The sequence below is a fragment of the Metabacillus sp. GQ13 genome (genome assembly GCF_059758525.1).
Map to the genome: position 1 here is coordinate 152,892 of NZ_JCAXET010000001.1, position 22,524 is coordinate 175,415.

The 22,524-nt window shown below is 34.8% G+C and carries 24 protein-coding genes; 5 read left to right on the forward strand and 19 right to left on the reverse strand.

The genetic code is table 11. The features are described 5' to 3' along the window. Positions 1-263 precede the first annotated feature (263 nt). Positions 264-677, reverse strand: coding sequence for a CoA-binding protein (locus tag AC6CHR_RS00835; RefSeq protein ID WP_498246547.1), 414 nt, complete (start codon positions 675-677; stop codon positions 264-266). 272 nt (positions 678-949) lie between these two features. On the opposite strand from AC6CHR_RS00835, the gene plsY reads away from it, so the two are divergent. Next, positions 950-1,534, forward strand: a complete 585-nt coding sequence (plsY, locus tag AC6CHR_RS00840) for a glycerol-3-phosphate 1-O-acyltransferase PlsY (protein WP_498246548.1) — start codon at positions 950-952, stop codon at positions 1,532-1,534. 258 nt (positions 1,535-1,792) lie between these two features. Beyond that, positions 1,793-2,095, forward strand: coding sequence for a HesB/YadR/YfhF family protein (locus tag AC6CHR_RS00845; protein ID WP_498246549.1), 303 nt, complete (start codon positions 1,793-1,795; stop codon positions 2,093-2,095). Between the two features lie 176 nt (positions 2,096-2,271). On the opposite strand, the gene AC6CHR_RS00850 is transcribed toward AC6CHR_RS00845, so the two are convergent. The 7 genes from AC6CHR_RS00850 to acnA form a co-directional block, all read right to left on the reverse strand. Continuing rightward, positions 2,272-2,577 carry a hypothetical protein gene (locus AC6CHR_RS00850; RefSeq protein WP_498246550.1) on the reverse strand — a complete coding sequence of 102 codons (306 nt, stop codon included), beginning with the start codon at positions 2,575-2,577 and terminating at the stop codon, positions 2,272-2,274. Then, on the reverse strand, positions 2,578-2,994 hold the full coding sequence (locus AC6CHR_RS00855; protein WP_498246551.1) for an acyl-CoA thioesterase: 417 nt from the start codon (positions 2,992-2,994) through the stop codon (positions 2,578-2,580). It abuts the gene before it with no gap. 195 nt (positions 2,995-3,189) lie between these two features. Further along, the gene (tlp, locus tag AC6CHR_RS00860) at positions 3,190-3,435 is read right to left on the reverse strand and encodes a small acid-soluble spore protein Tlp (protein ID WP_498246552.1); all 246 of its coding nucleotides are present in this window, start codon (positions 3,433-3,435) and stop codon (positions 3,190-3,192) included. 116 nt (positions 3,436-3,551) lie between these two features. Next, positions 3,552-3,695 carry an acid-soluble spore protein N gene (locus AC6CHR_RS00865; protein ID WP_498246553.1) on the reverse strand — a complete coding sequence of 48 codons (144 nt, stop codon included), beginning with the start codon at positions 3,693-3,695 and terminating at the stop codon, positions 3,552-3,554. Between the two features lie 64 nt (positions 3,696-3,759). Next, positions 3,760-3,891: an FbpB family small basic protein gene (locus tag AC6CHR_RS00870; protein WP_498246554.1), complete on the reverse strand. Its 132-nt coding sequence runs from the start codon at positions 3,889-3,891 to the stop codon at positions 3,760-3,762. Between the two features lie 208 nt (positions 3,892-4,099). Next, positions 4,100-4,612: a peroxiredoxin family protein gene (locus tag AC6CHR_RS00875; protein ID WP_498246555.1), complete on the reverse strand. Its 513-nt coding sequence runs from the start codon at positions 4,610-4,612 to the stop codon at positions 4,100-4,102. Positions 4,613-4,850: 238 nt separating this feature from the next. After that, positions 4,851-7,577: an aconitate hydratase AcnA gene (acnA, locus tag AC6CHR_RS00880; RefSeq protein WP_498246556.1), complete on the reverse strand. Its 2,727-nt coding sequence runs from the start codon at positions 7,575-7,577 to the stop codon at positions 4,851-4,853. 496 nt (positions 7,578-8,073) lie between these two features. Here acnA and sspO point away from each other — a divergent pair, with 496 nt between their 5' ends. Further along, positions 8,074-8,223 carry a small acid-soluble spore protein SspO gene (gene sspO, locus AC6CHR_RS00885; RefSeq protein WP_498246557.1) on the forward strand — a complete coding sequence of 50 codons (150 nt, stop codon included), beginning with the start codon at positions 8,074-8,076 and terminating at the stop codon, positions 8,221-8,223. A 110-nt stretch (positions 8,224-8,333) separates the two neighbouring features. On the opposite strand, the gene AC6CHR_RS00890 is transcribed toward sspO, so the two are convergent. Next, a complete protein-coding gene (locus tag AC6CHR_RS00890) occupies positions 8,334-8,597 on the reverse strand; it encodes a hypothetical protein (protein ID WP_498246558.1) in 264 nt (87 codons plus the stop codon). Between the two features lie 128 nt (positions 8,598-8,725). Between AC6CHR_RS00890 and AC6CHR_RS00895 the strand changes: the two genes are divergently transcribed. Next, positions 8,726-8,872, forward strand: coding sequence for a small acid-soluble spore protein P (locus AC6CHR_RS00895; protein WP_498246559.1), 147 nt, complete (start codon positions 8,726-8,728; stop codon positions 8,870-8,872). Positions 8,873-9,021: 149 nt separating this feature from the next. Next, positions 9,022-9,438, forward strand: coding sequence for an Hsp20/alpha crystallin family protein (locus tag AC6CHR_RS00900; protein WP_498246560.1), 417 nt, complete (start codon positions 9,022-9,024; stop codon positions 9,436-9,438). A 319-nt stretch (positions 9,439-9,757) separates the two neighbouring features. On the opposite strand, the gene AC6CHR_RS00905 is transcribed toward AC6CHR_RS00900, so the two are convergent. The 10 genes from AC6CHR_RS00905 to glnA all read right to left on the reverse strand — a co-directional run bounded on the left by AC6CHR_RS00905 (position 9,758) and on the right by glnA (position 21,957). Beyond that, entirely contained in the window at positions 9,758-9,973 is a 216-nt protein-coding gene (locus AC6CHR_RS00905; RefSeq protein WP_498246561.1) for a DUF7336 domain-containing protein, read from the reverse strand. Between the two features lie 104 nt (positions 9,974-10,077). Further along, complete coding sequence (locus tag AC6CHR_RS00910) at positions 10,078-10,758, reverse strand: GntR family transcriptional regulator (RefSeq protein WP_498246562.1); 681 nt, start codon at positions 10,756-10,758, stop codon at positions 10,078-10,080. Positions 10,759-10,950: 192 nt separating this feature from the next. After that, complete coding sequence (locus AC6CHR_RS00915; RefSeq protein WP_498246563.1) at positions 10,951-12,045, reverse strand: Gfo/Idh/MocA family protein; 1,095 nt, start codon at positions 12,043-12,045, stop codon at positions 10,951-10,953. A gap of 17 nt (positions 12,046-12,062) precedes the next feature. Next, on the reverse strand, positions 12,063-13,223 hold the full coding sequence (locus AC6CHR_RS00920) for a Gfo/Idh/MocA family protein (protein ID WP_498246564.1): 1,161 nt from the start codon (positions 13,221-13,223) through the stop codon (positions 12,063-12,065). A gap of 141 nt (positions 13,224-13,364) precedes the next feature. After that, a complete protein-coding gene (locus AC6CHR_RS00925) occupies positions 13,365-15,455 on the reverse strand; it encodes an alpha-glucuronidase family glycosyl hydrolase (RefSeq protein WP_498246565.1) in 2,091 nt (696 codons plus the stop codon). A gap of 201 nt (positions 15,456-15,656) precedes the next feature. Beyond that, positions 15,657-16,979, reverse strand: coding sequence for a xylose isomerase (gene xylA / locus AC6CHR_RS00930; protein ID WP_498246566.1), 1,323 nt, complete (start codon positions 16,977-16,979; stop codon positions 15,657-15,659). A 206-nt stretch (positions 16,980-17,185) separates the two neighbouring features. Beyond that, a complete protein-coding gene (locus tag AC6CHR_RS00935) occupies positions 17,186-18,340 on the reverse strand; it encodes a family 8 glycosyl hydrolase (protein ID WP_498246567.1) in 1,155 nt (384 codons plus the stop codon). Positions 18,341-18,507: 167 nt separating this feature from the next. Continuing rightward, positions 18,508-18,831, reverse strand: coding sequence for an endo-1,4-beta-xylanase (locus AC6CHR_RS00940; protein ID WP_498246568.1), 324 nt, complete (start codon positions 18,829-18,831; stop codon positions 18,508-18,510). 61 nt (positions 18,832-18,892) lie between these two features. Then, the gene (locus AC6CHR_RS00945) at positions 18,893-19,738 is read right to left on the reverse strand and encodes an SDR family oxidoreductase (protein WP_498246569.1); all 846 of its coding nucleotides are present in this window, start codon (positions 19,736-19,738) and stop codon (positions 18,893-18,895) included. Positions 19,739-20,592: 854 nt separating this feature from the next. Beyond that, the gene (gene glnA, locus AC6CHR_RS00950) at positions 20,593-21,957 is read right to left on the reverse strand and encodes a type I glutamate--ammonia ligase (RefSeq protein ID WP_498246570.1); all 1,365 of its coding nucleotides are present in this window, start codon (positions 21,955-21,957) and stop codon (positions 20,593-20,595) included. Positions 21,958-22,524: the final 567 nt, after the last annotated feature.

A 22,524-nucleotide genomic window follows, 5' to 3' on the forward strand; every position in this document is an offset into this window, starting at 1 on the left:
CCCTTTCAATTGACACACAATCACGTTTCTCTTTAGTTAGAACGCATGTTTTAGTATTTTATACAAATTTTCAAGATTCGACAACCCTTACATAAAAACAATAGCTAATTTATATATATATTATCAGTAGATCGAATAGTGCTAATTACATAATATCCACGCTTTATTGTATATCGTAAATTGCATTTAGCAAACCTTATTCGTGTAATAAAGTAAAAAATCCTTGTTTTTACAAGGATTTTTCTAAAATGAACACATTGTTTTTACTTTGTCATAGCATGCTCAACCTTGATACATCGATTCATCACAACTGTCTTTTCATTCTGTTTTAACAACTCATAGGCCTCTTCGTTTTCAAGACCTAATTGAGCCCAATAAACATCTGCATCAATCTTCAAGAAATCTTTTGCAACTTCAAGTAACTGTTCTGAACGACGAAATACATTGACAATGTCAATATGCTTATTTATATCCTGTAATGTTGCTACTGCTTTCACACCAAGTACTTCATCAATAGTTGGATTAACTGGTATAATTTCATATCCAGCCTCCTGCATAGCCTTACTCACCATGTAAGAGGTACGAGCAGGATTATCCGATAAACCGACAACTGCAATTGTTTTACTATTTTTTAGAATCTCGCCAGTTTCTAGTTTTGTAGGATATTCAATAGCCATTTTAAAACCAGCTCCTTTTCTTAATCTTAGCAAGATAATTCGGTTCAAACAATGATTATACCTTGCTCGATTTTAGTCTGAGGAAAGTACTTCTATTTTCAATTCATAACTAATATTCCATAACAAACTACATTGATTCGAATTTGAACCACACACTTAGTATAACGCTTAATTTGGATAAACTAACTATTTTTTTGTTTTTTTATTCTCTCGTAGTGTTTTTCTATTGGGTCATGATAGAATAAAAGAAGAATATACAAAGGAGCACTCATATGATAGAAGCCATAATTATTTTTATACTTGCTTACTTAATCGGTTCCATCCCATCAGGCCTTATCGTCGGTAAACTCGGATATGGAATTGATATCCGAGAACATGGAAGTGGGAACTTAGGTGGCACCAATACTTTTCGAACATTAGGCATTAAAGCTGGACTGATTGTGACAAGTGCAGATATATTAAAAGGAACACTTGCTGCAGCATTGCCATCTCTTTTTCATTTTGAGTTACACTACTTATTAGCAGGGATTTTTGCTGTTTTAGGTCATACATACCCACTTTTCGCTAATTTTAAAGGTGGTAAGGCTGTAGCAACTTCCGCTGGGGTATTGCTTCTATTTAACCCAATGTTATTTGTTACGTTAATAGCATTCTTTTTTGTCATTCTATATATAACAAAGTATGTATCCTTATCATCCATGCTAGCAGGTGTATATGGCATCATTTATAGCTTATTTACGGGAGAACCATCCTTAACAATCGCGATCTCTTTATTAACTATTTTTGTTATCTATCGACATCGTGCAAACATTAAAAGAATTATGAATAAAACAGAACCTAAAGTCAAATGGCTATAAAGTAATTAAAAAAACCACATAACAGTGGTTTTTTTTAATGGTGAAGGACTTTTGATTAAAGGAGTACCGACCTAGATAAAAGAGTTTTTTTAAAACAATTTGACCTATTCTTATGCTATAGAATTTCTGATAATGGTTCTATCGTTTAATCTATATTATAATAATAAAAGAACTATTTAGTTTTAATTGTCCTTATTCGGGAAAAACCTATATGGCGGAGAATTTCTAAACCTAAAGTAGTAAAAGGAGTGTTTTATTTTGGACATAATCGTAAATGACAAAGCAACTAACTGGTATAAAAACGAATTAGACTTACAAAAAGGTGATAAGGTTAAATTTTTTGTGCGATATGGTGGATGTAGCAATGTACAAAAAGGCTTTTCGCTTGGGGTTTCAAAACAAACTCCGGAAGAAGTTGGTTCTAGTGTAGATAATCAGGGCATCACATTCTTTGTTGAAGATCGTGACCTTTGGTATTTTGATAATCACAATCTTCATGTTGATTTAGATGAGGAAATGGATGAACCTGTATTTAATTATGAAGACCCTATTGAACATTGAGTATGAAAACAGTGAGTGAAGTTCCCTCGTTTCAGGCTTTGAAGCGAGCAGTAGAAATACTATCCAAAGTACAAGAATTATAAAATATCGAATAAAATAAGAGGTTGACTAAGAATCAGCCTCTTATTTTACTTTTGTTACGGCTTCATACAATTGGTTTACGAGAGTATTGCCGATTAAATATTAAGCTTAAACCGATTTATATGATCATTTAATTGATAATACTTAAGGATTTCCACTTGTATATCACCTAATAAATCAAAGTGTGGAAACCTCTCATTATGATGGATCCATTCTTCTTTTAAACCAAATTCTGCGCCCCATTTAGCTAGTTTTTTAATGTCACTACAGCCAACCTTTGTGATGCTATGTGAGTTTGGAAAGCGCTCATCAATCCAGAAATGAGTTAAAAAAGCGATTTCCCCTTTTGATACTTCAGTTTTCCATTTTGTTAATTCTGTACGTTTTACTCCAAATGCCATTTACTTCTTTGCCTTCTCATATGCTTCATGCCAGTCTGGGAACAGCTTACGAAACTTAATCGGCCTAAATGTATCTTTATGTACACATACATGTCTTGATTTTGCCACAATTGCTAAATCTCCAGTGGGAGTATAAATTTCATATCCGTATACACTCTTCATTCCATTATATTCTTCTATCCAGGTGTGAATGGTCGCTGTTTCCCCATATCGTAATGGCTTTTTGTAAGATATCTCTATATCAATGACAGGTGAGATTATCCCTTCCTTTTCCATTTCAGCATAGGAAAAGCCGAGATCTTGAATAAGCTTTGTTCTACCTACTTCCATCCAAATTAAATAATTTGCATGGTAAACAACACCCATTTGGTCTGTTTCGGCATATCTAACATCAATTTCCGTTTTTGAAATAAGCATTGTTTTCTCTCCTTGTTGCTCTTCAATTAGCTTTTTTAAGAAAATCTTCTATAAATGATATCATACAACATATTTTTTTTGAATTATACTGAATTGCTTGTATGAAGGTATAGAAATAAAGACGCTATAACATAATTATTAGCTTAATGTTGAAACTTTTTATCAAAAAAAAAACCAGGCGTTAGCCTGATTTTTTTACTGATCTAAACGGTAGCCATCTTCACGTGCTTGGGCTTCATCTCTAATTTCATCTCTTAGCGCTTGAATACTTTCTTCACGGCGATGATTCTTTCCCTCGATTTGCTCACGGTCTTTCGGTGATGCAAATTGTAGTGTATCTTGAGATTCTTCGATGTTCTCAATGGTATTTTGCACCATACTTTGAAGCTTCTCTACATTGTCTGTGCGATCATCAGGGTTAGGACGGTTTTGTTTAGTCATCGAAGTTTAATCCTTCCTTTCTTCCAAGTCAAAAAGCAAACATGCTTAGTGTGCTGTATAGAAGGTTATTTTAAACACGAATTTTTTTAGATATGTTTTAAAATATGGTGTAGTTGTTACTCCCCTTTTGTCTGAATGACTTGAGGATGTTGTCCCGATTTATCCTGCATTTGTTTACCTTTGTTATTACCAAAACTTCTTGATTTAGTTCCTATATGATTTGGCTGAAATTTAGCTTGCCTTCTGTTACCATTTGTCAATTTAATCGCCTCCTCATAGGTTAGAATGCCCTAGTTCAGAAAGATAAATGACTAGAAAACCTTGTTAATCTAATTTTTTCTGCATTCTTTGTTCCCAGCGATCTTCAATTCGTTCAAGAGCCTCTCGATCATTTAATAACTGTTGCTTGTTTTCCAAAACTAATTCCTCAAATGTTCTTTTTCTACTTTTTCTCAACATGTTCACCTCACTAATTTTGTTTATACATAAGTTGCTCATTTTAAGCACAAAGATTGAATATGATCTTGTTTGAATCCCCATGTCCTTGAAGTAGCTAACATCCTATATTTTTCAAGGATGCCCAATATTCTAACTATTTAGTACAATAAAAGTGTTACTTGTTTTTTTTTCATAAAAAAAATAAAAAACCGAGACAATGCCTCGATTATTTCTTCAAACCTAATAATTCTTCCATTCGTTCATAGCTCATAGCACCTGGAAATTTTGATTCAATTAGTCCATTTTCATCCACTATATACGATGTTGGGTATGACATCACTTCATATTGCTTATTTATTTTCCCCTTTTCATCTAATAACACTGGAAAGGAAAGATCTAGCTCCTTGATAAATTTTCTAACGGTATTAACACTTTTTTCTGAACTTGTCAGATTTACTGCAGCTATCACAACCTCTTCTTGATAATCGTCCTGTATTTTTTGCATATCTGGCATTTCAGCTCGACACGGTGGACACCATGTTGCCCAAAAGTTAACGATTACTTTTTTACCGTTTAGATCGGATAAGCTCATTTTTTCACCATCTAAAGACATTAATTCAAAATCTGGTGCTTTACTCCCTTTGGTAATACCCTCTTTTGCATCTTTGGGGACTAACGCAAAGTAAATAGCATAACCAACTAAGAAAACCAATATTGAGATAGCTAATATTTTTTTCATCTGTATAAACTAAGACCTCCTATGTAAAAGGACCACATTGTTACTTAGTGTATTTCCACTAGGAAACAAATATGTTAGTTCCTAATTCTATTTAATCATGGAAGTTTAAAAAGAACAATGGATTTAGCTTTCTGTTCTTTTTTTAGACAAATACCTCTATCAAACAGGCAATTTCTAGACTAAATTTATATATATAACAACACAAAAAAGGAACGGAAAACCGTTCCTTTTTTGTAAATTATGCTTTTAATTTATCACGTAGTACCATTGGAAGAATTCCACCATGACGATAGTAGTCAATTTCGATATCACTATCAAAACGAACTAATACTTCAAATTCTTTTTTATTACCAGCTTCATCTGTTGCTGTAACTTTCACAAAGTCACGTGGCTTAACAGATTCATCAATAATAACTTCGATTGATTCTTTACCAGTTAGACCTAATACTTCTGCATTTTCTCCAGCTTTAAATTGAAGTGGAAGAACACCCATTAGTACTAAGTTACTACGGTGGATACGCTCAAAGCTTTCAGCAATAACTGTTTTAATGCCAAGCAGATTCGTTCCTTTAGCTGCCCAGTCACGTGAGCTTCCCATACCATAATCTTTACCAGCTAAAACAACTAGTCCTGTACCAATTTGTTTATAATCCATACAAGCATCATAAATTGATTTCACTTCACCAGTTGGCCAGTAAGTTGTGTAACCACCTTCTGTACCAGGTGCAATTTGGTTTTTGATACGAATGTTAGCAAACGTACCTCTCATCATTACTTCATGGTTACCACGACGTGAACCATATGAATTAAATTCTCTTGGTGTAACGCCATTTTCTTGAAGATAACGACCAGCAGGCGTATCTTTACCAATTGAACCAGCAGGTGAAATGTGATCAGTTGTCACAGAATCACCGAATTTAGCAACAACTCGTAAATCAGACAACGTTTCAACTTTTCCTGGTTCTGCTTCTAGTCCTTCAAAGAATGGAGGATTTTGAATGTATGTTGATTTATCATCCCAGACATATAAAGCTTCATCAGTTGTTTCAATTTCATTCCAACGAATATTATCATCAAATACTTGTTCATATTCTTTTCTAAATAATTCTGGAGTAACAGCTTTGCTAACAACTTTGTTAATTTCGTCTGTTTCTGGCCAGATATCATTAAAGAATACTTCGTTACCATTCTTGTCTTTACCTAAAGAATCAGTTTGCAGATTAATATCTACAGTACCAGCTAAAGCATATGCTACAACAAGCGGTGGAGATGCAAGGTAGTTTCCTTTAACTAGAGGATGAATACGACCTTCAAAGTTACGATTTCCAGATAAAACGGATGTAACCAATAAATCATTTGCTGCCACAGCTTCTTCAATTTCATCAAGCAACGGACCAGAGTTACCAATACATGTTGTACAACCGTAACCAACAAGGTTAAAACCTAGTTTTTCTAAGTGTGGAAGAAGTCCAGAATTCTCTAAATAACCTGTTACAACTTTTGAACCAGGTGCTAAAGATGTTTTTACATATTTAGGTACCACAAGTCCTAATTCAGTAGCTTTTTTCGCAACTAACCCAGCAGCTACTAGTACATAAGGGTTTGATGTATTGGTACAACTAGTAATTGCGGCAATCGCAATTGATCCAGTCTTCATTTGAGTTTCTTCACCATTTTTAAATTTCACAGTGATTTCTTTATTAATTTCAGTCGCCTCTAAGCCAAAGCCTTGGTTACCAGCTGGTGCTACCAAATGCTGATGGAATGTATCCTTCATCATTGAAAGAGGGATTAAATCCTGTGGACGTTTAGGACCTGATAGGTTAGGTTCAATGATTCCAAGATCAATTTCGACAACTTTCGTGAAAATTGGATCCTCATTATCAGGAGTGAAAAATAAACCGTTGGCTTTACAGTAATCTCCAACAATTTGGATTTGTTCTTCATCACGACCTGTTAAACGCATGTAAGTAAGGGCTTCTTCGTCTACTGGGAAGAATCCACAAGTTGCACCGTATTCAGGAGCCATATTAGCAATTGTTGCACGATCTGCAAGTGGTAATTGTGCTACACCTGGACCAAAGAATTCAACAAATTTACCAACAACACCTTGTTGACGTAAAACTTGAGTAACTTTTAATGCCAAGTCAGTAGCTGTTGTTCCTTCTGGAAGGTTACCCGTTAATTTAACACCGATAACTTCAGGTACTGGGAAGTATGATGGTTGACCAAGCATGCCAGCTTCAGCTTCAATTCCGCCAACACCCCAACCAAGAACACCGATACCATTAATCATTGTTGTATGTGAATCCGTACCAACTAATGAGTCTGGATATGCTTCAAATTCACCGTTCTCTGTTTCAACTGCATGAACAACATTTGCTAAATACTCAAGGTTAACTTGGTGAACAATTCCCGTTGCAGGTGGTACTGCACGATAGTTGTCTAAAGATTTTTTTGCCCAGCTTAGGAACTTATAACGTTCTGCATTACGTTCAAATTCAAGCTCCATGTTAAATTGCAAAGCATCCATAGTTCCCGCTTTGTCAACTTGTACTGAGTGATCGATAACTAGATCAACCGGAATTTCAGGATTGATTTTATCCGCGTCTCCACCCATATCAGCCATTGCCTTACGAAGAGATGCTAAATCAACTACAGCTGGTACTCCTGTGAAATCTTGCAGGATAACACGAGATGGTTTAAATGGAACATCAATTTCTTTTTGTTGGTCAGTTCCCCATTTAGCTAAGTTTTCAACATGCTCTTTTGTGATAACTCTTCCATCTACTTGACGTAAAACGGATTCTAAAAGAACCTTTACTGAATAAGGTAATCGTGAAACATTACCAATTCCAGCATCCTCTAATGCTTGTAATGAATAGTAGTTGTACGTCTTTCCATTAACCGTAAAATTTTTACGTGCTTTGAAAGCATCTTTGTTCGTTTTTACTTGATTGGTCATTAACTATTTTCCCCCTTATTAAAGATCAAGATCGACTCTTGTTGTCGAAGGATGGTACCCCGATTTTAAAATTCGCACAATTCAATCTTAATACAACTAGTAACATAAGTAAATAACAATGATGTTATTGATATGTATAAGTTTACCTTATGTAAGCGTGCTAGTTTTACTTTTTTACTATACCAAATTTTTAACTAAATAGCATGAAATCCGCATAAGTTTTTTTCCTTTTTCTCGCTCTTTTTACATCTTGCTACTTGAACGGCTAAATCACTATTTCAGTTTATTGAAAAAATAAAAAAGATAAATATCCCGAAAGTTAAAAAATTCGAGGTAAATCGATTAATTACATGGTTAAGTACCTTTTTATTTAGGCACACTTCTAAAAGTTGTTGGTATCTAACCGGAAATCCATTATTTGTCAGTTTATTGTTTGGAACGTTGAATGCCAAGTACCGTTTTGAGACAAGCTATTTATACGGAGGTGAGAGTATCAATGGCGAAACGCAAAGCAAATCACGTGAGAATGGGTATGAATGATGCTAGTGCTCAAGGAAATGGAGCAGGTTACAATGAGGAACTTCAAAATGAACCTTTAACAGCTGCACAAAGGCAAAATAACAAAAAACGGAAAAAAAATCAATAATGAATCCTTGCTAGCGACAAAAAACGACGGTGCTTCCGTCGTTTTCATGGAAATGACCAAACTCCTACCGATAAGAAGTTGACAATTTCCCCAATTCATCTAGGATGTTACTATTGCTCAGAATTATTTACTTCGTTAACGATTTTTTGAAGATCTTGTTGATACTGTTCTAGTCGCTGTCTTTGTGTTTCAGATGCATTTTCTAGTGCATTGTTTATTTCTTGATAAGCTTCATTTACCTCTTCAGACAAATGTTTGAGCTGTGTCCCATAATCTGCACTGTCTTTAACAATATTTTCATACGTATCAATTGCTTCGGTAACTCCTTGTTCTGCTGCTTGAAATGATTGTTGTTTGTTCTTATTATAAGGCAAAGTTCCTCACATTCCTTCCTCCAATTATAAAACCATCTGTTAGTATGCCATATGCACAGAAATATATTCATGTTTAAACTAGAATGTTTTTCTGATTTTGACTCATCCTATAAGTGAGGAGGGATGATATGACGAATGAAAACAATAATAAGCACGTCCGTAAAAGAAATAACGAAAATAATAATTCAGGACAACCAGAGCCTTTAAGTGGATCTAAGAAAGTGAAAAATCGAAATCATACACGCCAAAAACATAACCAAGGACACGATATGTAACGTAAGGAATGGATTTTTCCATTCCTTTTTTAACTTGAAGAATATTGATTAATTTTAAACCATAGGACCAATACCCCTCACCAAATAGTTAATCTTGCATAACTTATTGTTTAAAGGGGTTTATTTGTACTATGGAGGTCAATGAAAAAATGAATATTAGAAGGTGTTCAAATCCGTTGAATATTAATGGAATTGAAGAGTGGATGACACAGTTTTTTACAGACCCATTTACAAACTTACTAGATGAACAAACTTTTCGGGTCGACTTGTTTGAAACAAATGAAAACTATATTATAGAAGCAGAGCTTGGGAAAACAATAGAAAAAGAGGATATACAAGTATGTACTTCCATCGCAACAGTAAAGATTTCAGTGCAACAAAAAAGGGTTGAACATCAGAACCAAGGAAAGCAAAGCGATGAAATCATAACGAGGACTGTGATACTTCCTTATAAAATAGAAGATAAAGTGATTATTGCTTCTTTCATTAATGGCATTTTAGAAGTGAAAATCTCAAAGTTATGTAGTGAAACGCAAACACGAACATCGATTCCAATTGAAGGCTAACAAAAAATAACCCTTCTCGTTGGCCTTAATGTTTTTTTCTTATGAGTTTGTTTTTGGGGGCATACTACTTCAAACTATTAATAAAGAATTGAATAACAGGAAAAAGACAGCTCTGGATGCTGTCTCTTATTCTTCCACGATACATTTAGATTTTTGGCTTTGTACACTAATCGTAATACGTTTTAGATCGTGATTTCCACAGAGCAAGCATGTACTTTCTTCTTCATTGAGTAGCATACAATTTGTGCAATAAAATTTTTCCATCAAGGTTACCCCTTTTCTATCACTATATGATGAAAAAGTTGTTAGTTGCCCTTTTTTATTCAATAAGATGGTCCAAGCTATTATGGAATATCTTATCTAGCTTGTCGATTTTATAAATGAAAAATTCATGATCTGAATATTCGCCCATGCGGTTTTTTACTTTATAGGTATCAACTGCTGATTTAGCATTTTCTACTGTTGTAAATACACCAAGAACATTTGAACTTTCTCCACACTCGGCACAGCCAAGATCTAAAACGACATAATACATTTTAACACCTCTAAATCATTTGTTTATTAAGATTTTCGATATTGATTAAGAAAAAGCACCAATGAATTTAATCTCTTTTCAAGTGCTTCTTTCAACAACGCATCCTATTTAAAATAAGTAGGATAATCTTTCTTTAGTGCTTCTTTTTCAATAACAACTAATCGTAAATGATCAGACATAACTTGTTCAGCTTGTTCTGGTTCATTTTTTCTAATAAGAGCAAATATCTGTTTATGCTGAGATATAATAATATTCCAGTCAACATAAGAAGAAAGCCGGAGCAACCTCAATCGATTGAAGTGGCTACTCATTTGTTGAAGCATGTTCCATGTTCTTTGTTTATGACAAGCAACAAATAATAATTTATGAAACTCATCGTCTAATTCTAACAACTTTATATGATTTTTCTTTTCTTGACACTTTTCTTGCAAGGCAATATTTGTTTGTAACAAAAAAATATCATCGTCTGTTATGTTTTCACATGCTAATCTTACGACTGCCTTTTCAATATTTTCTCTAACAAACCTTGACTCTTCGACATGTATTAAATCAATTAATGATACAAATGTACCCCGTTGTGGAAAAATATCAAGTAGCTCTTCTTGCGCTAATTGCAAAAATGATTCTCTAACAGGTGTTCTACTAACATTTAATTGGTCAGCTACTTCCATTTCAGACATTTTTGAGCCAGGTTTCAATTTTAAAGTAATGATTTCTTCCTTTAAATGTCTATAAATAATATTTCTTGTTGATCCATTATTGCGATTATCATTGATAACAACCAACCCATCACCTCTTTGTTCTACTTCCTAACATGAAAAGCTTTCTATCATACTAGTATGATAAATTATACATAGTATAGTTGAATTAATCACGTTATTCAATAAAGGCGATTTTCACCTTTTAATCATTTATCTTTTAAAAAAACACAAAAAAGGGACAGTTCATTTTAGAACTGCCCCTCCTTTATAGCTATGTTATCTGATAAATAAATCATTCTTCGTTACATTCATCGCTTCATTCTCAGCAATAATACATAGTTCTGCTGCCTTGAATGTATGTTCTTGTGTCATCGCGTTTTCGGTAGCGTTTAGACAATCTACAATTAACGCTCCGAAATATGGGAACCCTACTTTCCCACTAAGTGAATAATGTTTTTCACCTTTTTGATTTACCAAGTAGAGATGGTTCCCACTTTCTTCTCTTCCGATATCAACATATTTTCTCAGTTCAATGTAGCCGTCTGTTCCTAATATAATTGTTCGCCCATCCCCCCATGTACTAAGTCCATCAGGAGTAAGCCAATCTACTCGAAAATAATTAGTTGCACCGTTATCAGCAAGTAATGTCGCATCGCCAAAATCCTCTAGTTCAGGGTAGTCATGATGTTTATAATTTCCTACCTTACTATGTAAGACCTTCGCATCTCTTGCTCCACTATAATAAAGAAATTGCTCGATTTGATGGCTACCGATATCGCATAATATCCCGCCATAAAATTCCTTCTTAAAAAACCATTCTGGACGGTGTTTAGCATTTGCACGGTGTGGACCTGTTCCGATTACTTGCACAACCTGTCCAATAGCGCCTTTATCAATTAGCTGACCAGCAAAGACAGCGCTCTCATTATGGATCCGCTCACTATAATATACAGCCCATATCAATCCTGTCTCCTGTACTTTCTTTTTCGCAGCATTAAGTTGTTCTAAAGTAGTAAATGGTGCTTTATCAGTAAAATAGTGTTTTCCATGTGTTAAGGCTCTTAATCCTAGATCACAACGTTTTGAGGTAATAGCCGCACCAGCTACTAGTTTGATTGTTTGATCCTGAAAAATTTCTTGCTCAGAAGTAGCTATTTTAACCCCAGGAAAATGACTGCGGAACTTTTCTGCTTTATTAGGATCCGGATCATATACCCATTTTAGCGTACCTCCCGCTTCAATTAACCCATTACACATACCATAAATGTGACCGTGATCAAGCGCAATTGCTGCAAAGGAAAATTCACCTTCATTAACAACTGGGTCACTTTTCCCTATTGGAGCATAATTCATACCATCTGTTTTCTGCATAATAACCTCCATATTCTTTATTCGTATTTTCCACCTGTAGTTATTGTGGTGTCTGTAAAGTTCTCTACGCTTTGTTTCTTCTCATAGAAATGCTTCGCGTTTGCAAGAATTCCTTCTCGAGTATAAAAAGGGTCATCTATTGACATTGGTAGCTCTACTCGAACGCCTAAATTCGCTGATTTATAGATGGCAGAAATAAGTTCTAGCGTTTGCTTTCCTTGGATACCGTCTACTAGTAGAGGCTCCTCTCCCTCTATTGCTAACAGAAAATTATTTATTTGTCCGGCATGCCCCGTGTAATTTAATGAAGGGTATTGCTCAAAGCAATCATTGATTATCTTCTCAAGCTCTCGATCAGTTTCAGAGTGAGGAAAACCATTTTCACGGGCTTTTTCGGCTGTCACTTTCCATGGTACAGAAACCCTAGCTTTTTCACCTTGGAAAATTAGTTGCTGTTCTTCACCGTGATGGACAACAGAACTTGTTACCTGAGCTAGTCCACCAGTTTCATATTTCAAGATTGCTACTGATAAATCTTCAACTTCAGCATTATCATGTAGAGTATTGGATGTTATCGCGACAACTTCTTTCGGCAATCCCATTGACCATTGAAGCATATCGATATGATGAACAGCGTGGTTTAGCGTACATCCACCGCCTTCTTTCTCCCAAGTACCTCGCCACCATAAATCATAATAACTATGGCCTCGCCACCAATAGGAATCTACCTGAACATGGGCTATTTTACCGATTAAGTTTTGGTCCAACACATGTTTTAATTTCATAATAGGGTCCATAAATCGATTTTGAGCAACAACTGACAATAACTTATTACCTCGCTTGGCAGCTTCATTCATTTCATCACATTCTTGTAATGAAGAAGCCATCGGCTTTTCTACTAATACATGCTTTCCCGCCTTTAGAAAATTAATAGCAATGTCCGCGTGAGTAAAAGGAGGTGTACAAACTGATACCGCATCAATCATTGGATGCTCTAATAGATCCTTATAATCGGTGAAGATCTCTGCTTTTAATTGATATCTTTCGATCATCTTTTTAGCCTTTTCAGGATAGATATCTGCAATAGCCACGATTCTACATCTATCTTGAAATTTAACATATGCCTCTAAATGCGCAGAAGAAATTGAGCCCGTTCCAATTATCGCAATATTAATCATCAATTCTACTCCCTCAATTTTTTTACTAAAATATAGTAATTATACATTTTATATTACAATGATACATATTAATATGGTAGTTATAATATGACTAGTTTAGTAATATTAACAAAACTAGTCATATTACCTTAGTTCGCTAAATCAATAAATTGTTCGATTCTTTTCATCAGCAATCCCGGAATGACGATAATAATACGTGTTAATTCGATCACGCCACTCAGTAGCATTGTTGAGCTGTAAGGTCAATCGTTCTAAAACATTTTCAAATCTATAGGTATCTATTTTGTCTTTAAGCTGTACCCACTTTTCAGTTAATTCTTTAACCTGTTCAACACCTAAAAAGTGAGTATCATAGATATGCTGAATCACCGTTTTTCCAGACTTTAATGTATGTGTATATGGGACATGGTGAAAGAATAGTAACAATTCATCGGGGCATGTATCAACAGATTCAAAAATTTCAGCATTCTTTGGATAATATTGGCCACTATACCCTGTTCCATCATTAACCGTTCTATTAACTCCCATTCCATTACAATCAGAGAAATGATAAGTACCCCACTTAGAATATTCATATCCTTCTATATTCACACCATAATGATGCCCTGGATTTATCATCCACCCGACACCTAAAGGTGATGTATAGTTTTCATAAATCCCCCATGAGCTTAGGAGCATTTGGCTTATTTCTTCAACAACTTGATCATCATGTCCAAAAGTTAAACGTACCCATTCATCCGTAATCTCTTCTGAAGATAAATCCGGATTCCAAATTAGACGTCCATAACCATAAAAGTTGGCTTGAGCTAATGTATTTCCAGTCCAAGTTAAATCATTTCCTATATTTGATACAGCTGTAATACCACTTTGTAAATATGGATACTGAGATCCACTAACAATTGATTTAATTGTGGATCCTTTTCCTTCAGAATATGTATCGAAATCTAAGACTTCTTTCCATTGTGGAACCAAAAAGCACAAATCCTTTTGCTGACCAGTGTATTCCTGTGCTACTTGGAATTCCAATACTTGATTCGACTGTTTCAATGCCCCAAATAGTGGTGAGACAGGCTCTCTTACTTGAAAGTCCATTGGTCCATTTTTGATTTGAAGGATAACATTATCAAGAAAGTCCCCATCTAATGGTTTAAAATGATCATACGCCGCTCTTGCACGGTCTGTTTTACGATCTCGCCAATCTTGAAGACAATCATAAACAAAGCATCTCCAGAATACAAGTCCACCAAAAGGCTCTAACGCACGAGCAAGTAAGTTTGCCCCATCTGCATGGTTTCTTCCATAAGTAAAAGGACCTGGACGATGTTCAGAATCTGCCTTTACAATAAATCCACCAAAGTCTGGTATATATTCATAAACTTCTTTTACTTTCTCTGTCCACCACTGTTTTACATCTGGATCAAGTGGATCGGCTGTATGTAAGTGACCAATTTCAATCGGGCTAGCATAATTGACACTTAAATAGGTAGTTAAGCCATAGGCCCTGAATATATCTGCAATTTCAGCAACATGGGGCAATAACTCAGCTGTAATAAGTTTCGTTTCCACTTTGTGAACGTTTACATTGTTAATTGAAATACTATTAATACCCACTGATGCAAGATACCTAGCATAATCCTTAATACGATTGAGATCATGTGTGAATTCACTCTTGTCATAGAAAATTGAATTCCCAGAATAACCTCTCTCAATATCACCCATCATATTATCCCAATGATTAATCATCCGAATTTTATTCTTAGGATTTTCAAGCAAACTCAATCTAGTTATATTTTTCCCCATTTGGATTAATTTCAATAGATGAAAGGCAGCATATAACACACCTTTATCAGACTTACCTACAAGTATAGTTGAATTTACACCTTTGTTTTCAGTCGTTTGAATAATATATCCATCATTATTTAGCTGATCAGCAGACTCAAGATCCAAACCATATTCTTGCAAGCCTGGGTTAGTAGAAATAGCTAATACAATAGAAGGTTGCTGCTGTATTTCTTGAAAAGTTGCTGGTGCTTTCCCCAGCATAGAAGAAAGTCCGAATGAAAGCTCTTCTACTGCAGAATCAATAACTGATGATTGATCTAAGATGACTAGATTATTTACAGCTTGTTTATATGATTCCTTTAAAGACCCATCTTTTATTTCACTGTATTGTAACCAACAATTATATGCATTCTTCCAGACTGATTCCTTTATTGTAACATTCGATGACACAAACATTTACCCCTTTCTAGACTTCAAAAAATAAGGCTGACCTACCAAAAGAGTTCGATCATTACACAATACCTATTTAACTGAGTATTCTTTATAGAAATCTCAATAACTTCGGTTTGAGCATTATCCTCTTTGGTTTTAGTCAGCCTTCTAGCTACTAAATCTCTATCTTTTAGATAGTGTTATATCTTCGAAAAACTATTACTTCGTTATTGTTTCTAGTAGGTATTGGTTTACAAGTGCTTTTAGACGTTCTTGTCTACCAGATTCATTTTTAATTTCATTTACTTGTAATGCATAAGCCTCTAATTTATGGAAATCAGTTTTCCCTTCAACAATATCTAGTCCGATTCCTTCAGAATAACTGCTGTAACGTTCATCAACAAAACTATCTAAAACTTTATCTTCAATCAGCTTATTTGCTACTTTCAAACCTACTGCAAAGCTATCCATACCTGCAATATGTGCGTGGAAAAGATCTTCTGCTTCAAATGATCCTCTTCGTACTTTTGCATCGAAGTTAAGACCGCCTTTTCCTAATCCGCCATTTTTCAAGATTTCATACATTGCTAGTGTAGAAGAATATAAGTCTGTCGGGAATTCATCCGTATCCCAGCCCAGAAGTGTATCACCTTGGTTTGCATCAACAGAACCTAGCATATTGTTAATTCTAGCTAAGTGTAATTCATGCTCAAATGTATGACCTGCAAGTGTTGCATGGTTCGCTTCAATGTTAAATTTAAAGTGTTCAGTTAAGTTATATTTTTGTAAGAATGCTAAACCTGTCGCTACATCAAAATCGTATTGGTGTTTTGTTGGCTCTTTTGGTTTCGGTTCAATCAAGAATGGTACATTAAAACCAATTTCCTTCGCATAATCAATGGCCATATGGAAGAACCGTGCTAGGTTATCTTGTTCTAGCTTCATGTTCGTATTTAGAAGTGTTTCATATCCTTCACGTCCACCCCAGAATACATAGTTTTCAGCACCAAGTTCTTTACCAACTTCTAACGCCTTTTTAACTTTTGCAGCTGAATGAGCAAAAACATCTGCATTATTTGAGGTAGCTGCACCGTGTACATATCTTGGATTTGTAAACATATTCGCTGTATTCCATAGCAGCTTCGTATTGCTAGTTCCCATATATTCCTTAATCATTGCTACGATTACATCTTGATTTTCATTTGTTTCTTTTAATGTAGAACCTTCTGGAGCAATATCAACATCATGGAAACAGAAGAATGGAGCATTTAATTTTTCAATTAATTCAAACGCTGCTTCTACGCGTGCTTTTGCTAAGTCCATCCCTTTTAAATGATTCCAAGGGCGAATCGCTGTTCCAACCCCAAATGGATCTGAACCATCTGCAGCAAAAGTATGCCAGTAAGCTACTGAGAAACGGAGAGTTTCCTCCATTGTTTTTCCATTAATCATTTCTTCTGGATTATAGTATTTAAATGACAGTGGATTTTTAGAACTTGCACCTTCATATTTAATCTTGTTAACATCTTCAAAAAAAGCCATTTTATATTCCTCCTGTATTAAATATGTTGTATAACGACATCTCTGTTATCGCTTACATTTCCTATATAAGCTAACAGATAGATAGCTATATCTGATTGATTAGTAGAATATCAATATTCTATAGTTAGAATATCATTACTCACTTAGTTTGTCTATCAGATAAACTAAGTTTTTTTATTTTTTTATTCCTTTTTATCGTAACGTTGTCATTGATCTGTTGTACTTGGAAACCAAATTTTATAGTTACCGCTTAAAGCCAGCATACTAAACAGATATAAACAGTTATCATAGTATCGTCTTTCACCTGTTCGAACAGGTGTATTCCAGAAAAGTTCTACTGCTTTTTGAGCATTTTCTCCCACTGTAGCAAGAGCTAGCATCGCATTAGTCGCTATTAGGCCAACCGGATGAAGTGATTTTTCTGCAAAAGGGACACCATCTACTGTGTATCTACGGTAATCAGCCGGATCCTTATCTGCAAAGAACGCTAAAACCCGATCAGCCTCTTCTCTTTCCCACTTATCTCCTTTAAACCATTCGTAATCGAGTCCTACATTACTTGCTACTCGATATGAATCACTAAAGAAGTGGCCATACCCCTTTTCATCATTAGGTGTCCCATCATAGTAGGCATACTCTGGCGCTAAACCAGTTTTGGGATGGCAAGCAAGTTTGAGATATTCTCTACTTGCATTTGCAGCTTCTTTCCAAAAAGCTCGATCCTCAGGATACGCCCATAAAGAAAATAGTTCATAAAAATGTGGCAAATGATAAGATGGATCAGAAAATTCACAGTTAGGGATAAACTTGATTAATTTATTTTCTGGATTCCACATTGGATAACCATCTCCAACCTCCCCCTTATGAAGACAATCCCTTAAAAGATCTTTTGCATGAGTACTATAACTATACAGCCCTTCCCCATCTCCCCAACGATGTGAAGCGAAAAACAATGCTAATGCAAAGAATTCTTCACCATCAGGTGCTGGACCATCTGATCGTTTTGATCCATCTGGGTTACAAGACCATGCAAAGTAACCGGCATTTTCTCCTTCAGTTAAATACATAAATGTTTTCGACCAATACCAAAGCCGATCAAATACATCCTTCTTATCTAACTGTACAGCCATCATCATGCCATAAGACATTCCTTCTGTACGAACATCTAAATTACCTGTATCTAATAAATATCCGCCATTATCACCAAATTCAAAATAAATACTTGTCTCTTGATTACCATAGAATATTTTATCCCAGGTATCATTTAGTCTACTAGTAATTTCATCATTAGAATAACCGTATTCTTCAAAGACATTTCTGTAGCTACTCGTATAAAAAGAACCTTTATTTTTTGTTAACATATCGAATCCCTCTCCTTTTCACTACTAATTAGAAATTTAAAGTTTTCCAAAATGCTTATTTTGGTGTTTGATTTTCATCGAAAATCAAACACCAATTTTTTCTACCCTTTAAATATCTAACCACGTATAGTCATCAGCAGCACCCCAAAACGTAATAACATTCCTAATCACATCCCTATATCTCTAAATAATTCAAATATTTGTTCATATCGTTCCTTTTGTAGGACAATCATTTGTTCAGCAGACTTAAATAAATCAGTTTCTCTATCATCAAACTCAAAGACGGGAATCCCCCTCTCTGTAGGATGAATCTGTAATCCAAACGATGCGTATCTTTCAATAGCTTGACGGATCATATCCAAAGATGGATTATATGAATTCCAATGAGCCTGTAAACCAACACCATATAGAGATATCCTTTTCCTCGCAAATACCATCCAACCACTTTGATTTTCTAAAAAATCGATCCCCTTCATCAGCGATTGCTTCATTTATTACATCCAAATAGACAACGTCTTCTTTAAAATAACCCTTTATAGCAAATACAAGACCTTACACACCAGAATAAGCCATAAACCCACCATCTACTGGTACACTTATCCCTGTAACAAAACCGCTAGATTCATTGTCTACTAACCAAAGTAATGTACCTAGTAAGTCCTCTGGATTACCAAACCTCCTCATTGGTGTATGGGAAAGAATCTTTTCTGATCTCTCTGTATTTGTACCATCCTCGTTTTTTAGTAATGCTTCATTTTGTTTTGTTAAGAAGAAACCAGGTGCTATTGCATTTACACGCAAATTAGACTCAGCCATATGTACAGATAACCATTTTGTAAAATTCTCAATTCCTGCTTTAGCTGCACTATAAGCTGGAACCTTTGTCATTGGACTTGGAGCACTCATGGATGAAATATTAATGATAGATCCATTATTCCCAACCATCCTTTTTGCAAAAATCTGAGTCGGAATTAACGTTCCTACTATATTTAAATTAAAGACATGCTCGAATCCTTCTGTTGTTAAGTCGAAAAAAGTGGTTATCTCCTTGTTCTCCAAATCAGCTGTCTCAAAAATTTCATTGGTTGTTACACCTTTTGGATGATTTCCTCCAGCACCATTAATCAAAATATCGCAGCTTCCATAGGCTTTAAAAACAATTTCTTCCGCATTTTTAACACTTTCACTATTTAATACATCACATTCAATCGCTATCGCTTCCCCACCTTGCCGCTGAATATCCTCTACAACAACTATAGCTTTTTCATAGGTTCGATTTAATATCGCAATTTTTGCTCCTTGTCTAGCTAATTCTATTGCCATACAGCTGCATAGAACACCACCGCCGCCTGTGATGACAACTACTTTCCCTCGTAAACTTTCATGAATAGGCAACATAATCTTCATCCTTTCATTCTGCTAATCTTTATACCTTAAACACAATACAAACATGAGTTTAATAGGCCTCTATTTTTTTCTTCAGAGATAAAAAGATAGGTCCAAGCAGATAATTAAAACGCTTACAATATCTTAAATGTTATTATATCACCTCTAAAATACTTTGTGTATTGTATAAACAAAGTATTTTTATTTATTTGAATGCCAAGTGTTCTTCGTTTAGATAAGATTTTAAATTCTCTTTACCTCTCTTCGTTCCGCATATCGTTAATAATCGCCAAATGTGCCATTTCTTCTCTATGTGGGCCTCATTTATATGATCTAAAAACACCATTCCCAATCATAAGGGTATTGCTAGTATTTCTTATACAACTGAAATTTGCCTATTTGCATTTACTATTGAGGCAGTTCTTTTGAAATTTGAATAAGGTAATTTGCCATCTCACTATGATTTAGCAATTTATCTTGGCATTCTACTAAACTAGGCACTTTCTCCTTTCTCATATATTATTTTGGGATTTTAAGAAGAAAAAACGGAATTATTCCGTCTTTATCTTCTATTAATTCGATAAATACGTACATCAAAAAAAGTCTACTGTCACAATAAACGTTATTCAACCGATATCATCCACTTGCCATTTTAACTTTTCCTTAGCTGAGTATACGTATCTGAATAAATTTCTTTTAGTTTTTGTAGTGGCTGATTCATCAAAATGTCTTCCTGTATATACGTAAATATTTGCAAAAGTTACACTAATTCCCTCTGCAAAGCCAAAAAAACTCTAACTAATCACATTTAAAAAATTCCTCAAAAAAATAAGCAGGTGCTTGTAATCACCTGCTTACCTGAACTATTAAAATTTGGCTTGATAATTTGTTAATTCCCAACTGTGTACAGCTGTACGGTAGCTATCCCATTCTGCTTTTTTAGCAGTTACGTATTCAGCAAATACATGTTCTCCAAGTGTTTCACGACCTATTTGGCCATTTTTCATTTCTTCAACAGCAGCCTCAAGACTTCCAGGAAGGTTTTCGATTCCTAATTCACCACGACGGTCCTCCGTCATATGGAAGATATCTTCATTAATAGAAGCAGGTGCTTGTAATCCTTTTTCAATTCCTTCAAGACCAGCTGAAGCGATAATCGCAAATGTTAGGTAAGGATTTGCTGATGGATCTGGACAACGAAGCTCAACACGAGTTGCCATTCCCTTTTTAGCCGGAATACGAATTAGTGCAGAACGATTAGAAGCAGACCAAGCTATGTAACAAGGTGCTTCATATCCAGGCACTAACCGTTTGTAAGAGTTTACCAATGGATTTGTGATGGCTGTAAAACTTTTTACATTTTCAATTAAACCAGCAATAAATTGATATGCTACTGGAGATAGTTGGATTTCATCGCTTGGATCATAAAAAGCATTTTCATTATCTTTAAAGAATGACATATTAACATGCATTCCTGAACCATTAATTCCAAATATAGGCTTTGGCATAAAAGTAGCATGTAAACCAAACTTTTGGGCAATTGTTTTAACAACCCATTTATATGTAGTCGCTAAATCAGCAGCCCCAAGTGCATCTGCATACTTGAAATTTATTTCGTGCTGACCTTCTGCTACCTCATGATGCGAAGCTTCAATTGTAAAGCCCATAGCCTTAAGAGCACGATAGATCTCCAAACGAACTCGTTCTCCGAGATCCTTCGGTGATGGCTCGAAGTATCCACCATTATCACTCAATTCCATTGTTGGATTACCATTTTCATCTGCTTTAAATAAGAAGAATTCTAATTCAGGACCTACTGAAATCGTGTAACCATTATTCTCCGCTCGTTCTACTGTCTTTTTTAAAACATTACGGGTATCACCTTCAAAAGGAGTTCCATCCGGGTTAGCTGCTGAACAAAGGAATCGTGCTTCCGAATAACCTTCTTCAACTGTCCATGGTAATACCGCAAATGTCGAATAATCCGGGATTAAGTAAAGATCCGATTTATTGATAGGAGAAAATCCTTTTACAGAAGATCCATCAAACATCTGCTTCCCTTCGATCACATCATCAAATTGATCCACTGTTACTGTAATGCTTTTTAAGATACCTTCTATATCTACAAATTGAAGATGAAGTAACTCGACACATTGTAAGTTAATCATCTCTTTAATTTCTGTAAGAATTTCTGTATCATTTTTCGCCTTTGACACAACCGCTTCAACCATGTTAGAAAACCTCTCATTCAACGTCTATTTTTATAACATGGATTAATTATATTTAATCTATGTCATTTTGACAAGAGATTTCTAATTAAAAATTCTGTATTTTTATAATATTTAGTAGTAAGCGTTTCCATTTTTTTGTGGACGTATTACTTGATTTTATCATTGATATCAATAAATTAGATCTACTTATTTAATTGTATATTTATGCATATTTTTGTAGTCAGAGTTCATTCTCTTTAGCGGTTTAGTATTAAATTTAATTGCTTTACATAAGTTATACTATCTTGTCAATAAATTTCACCATTTCTTTTTTGTTGAAGATTTCTGCTTTTGTTTATAAGCTCATTTCGGTGCACTTGGCTTTTTCCTGTCAATCACTATGGACGACAAGCATTAATTGTATCTACTTGGGGCTACCACCGATTTTAGATTCATCAAAAATTCTATTAAGCTTATTTTTATAAGATGCCACATTAATTATTTGTTATTTCCAATAAATATTGTTGACACCAAGACTGTTTCTTTGACATTGAATCACTAAATTATGTAAGGTGAGGATGTTATAAA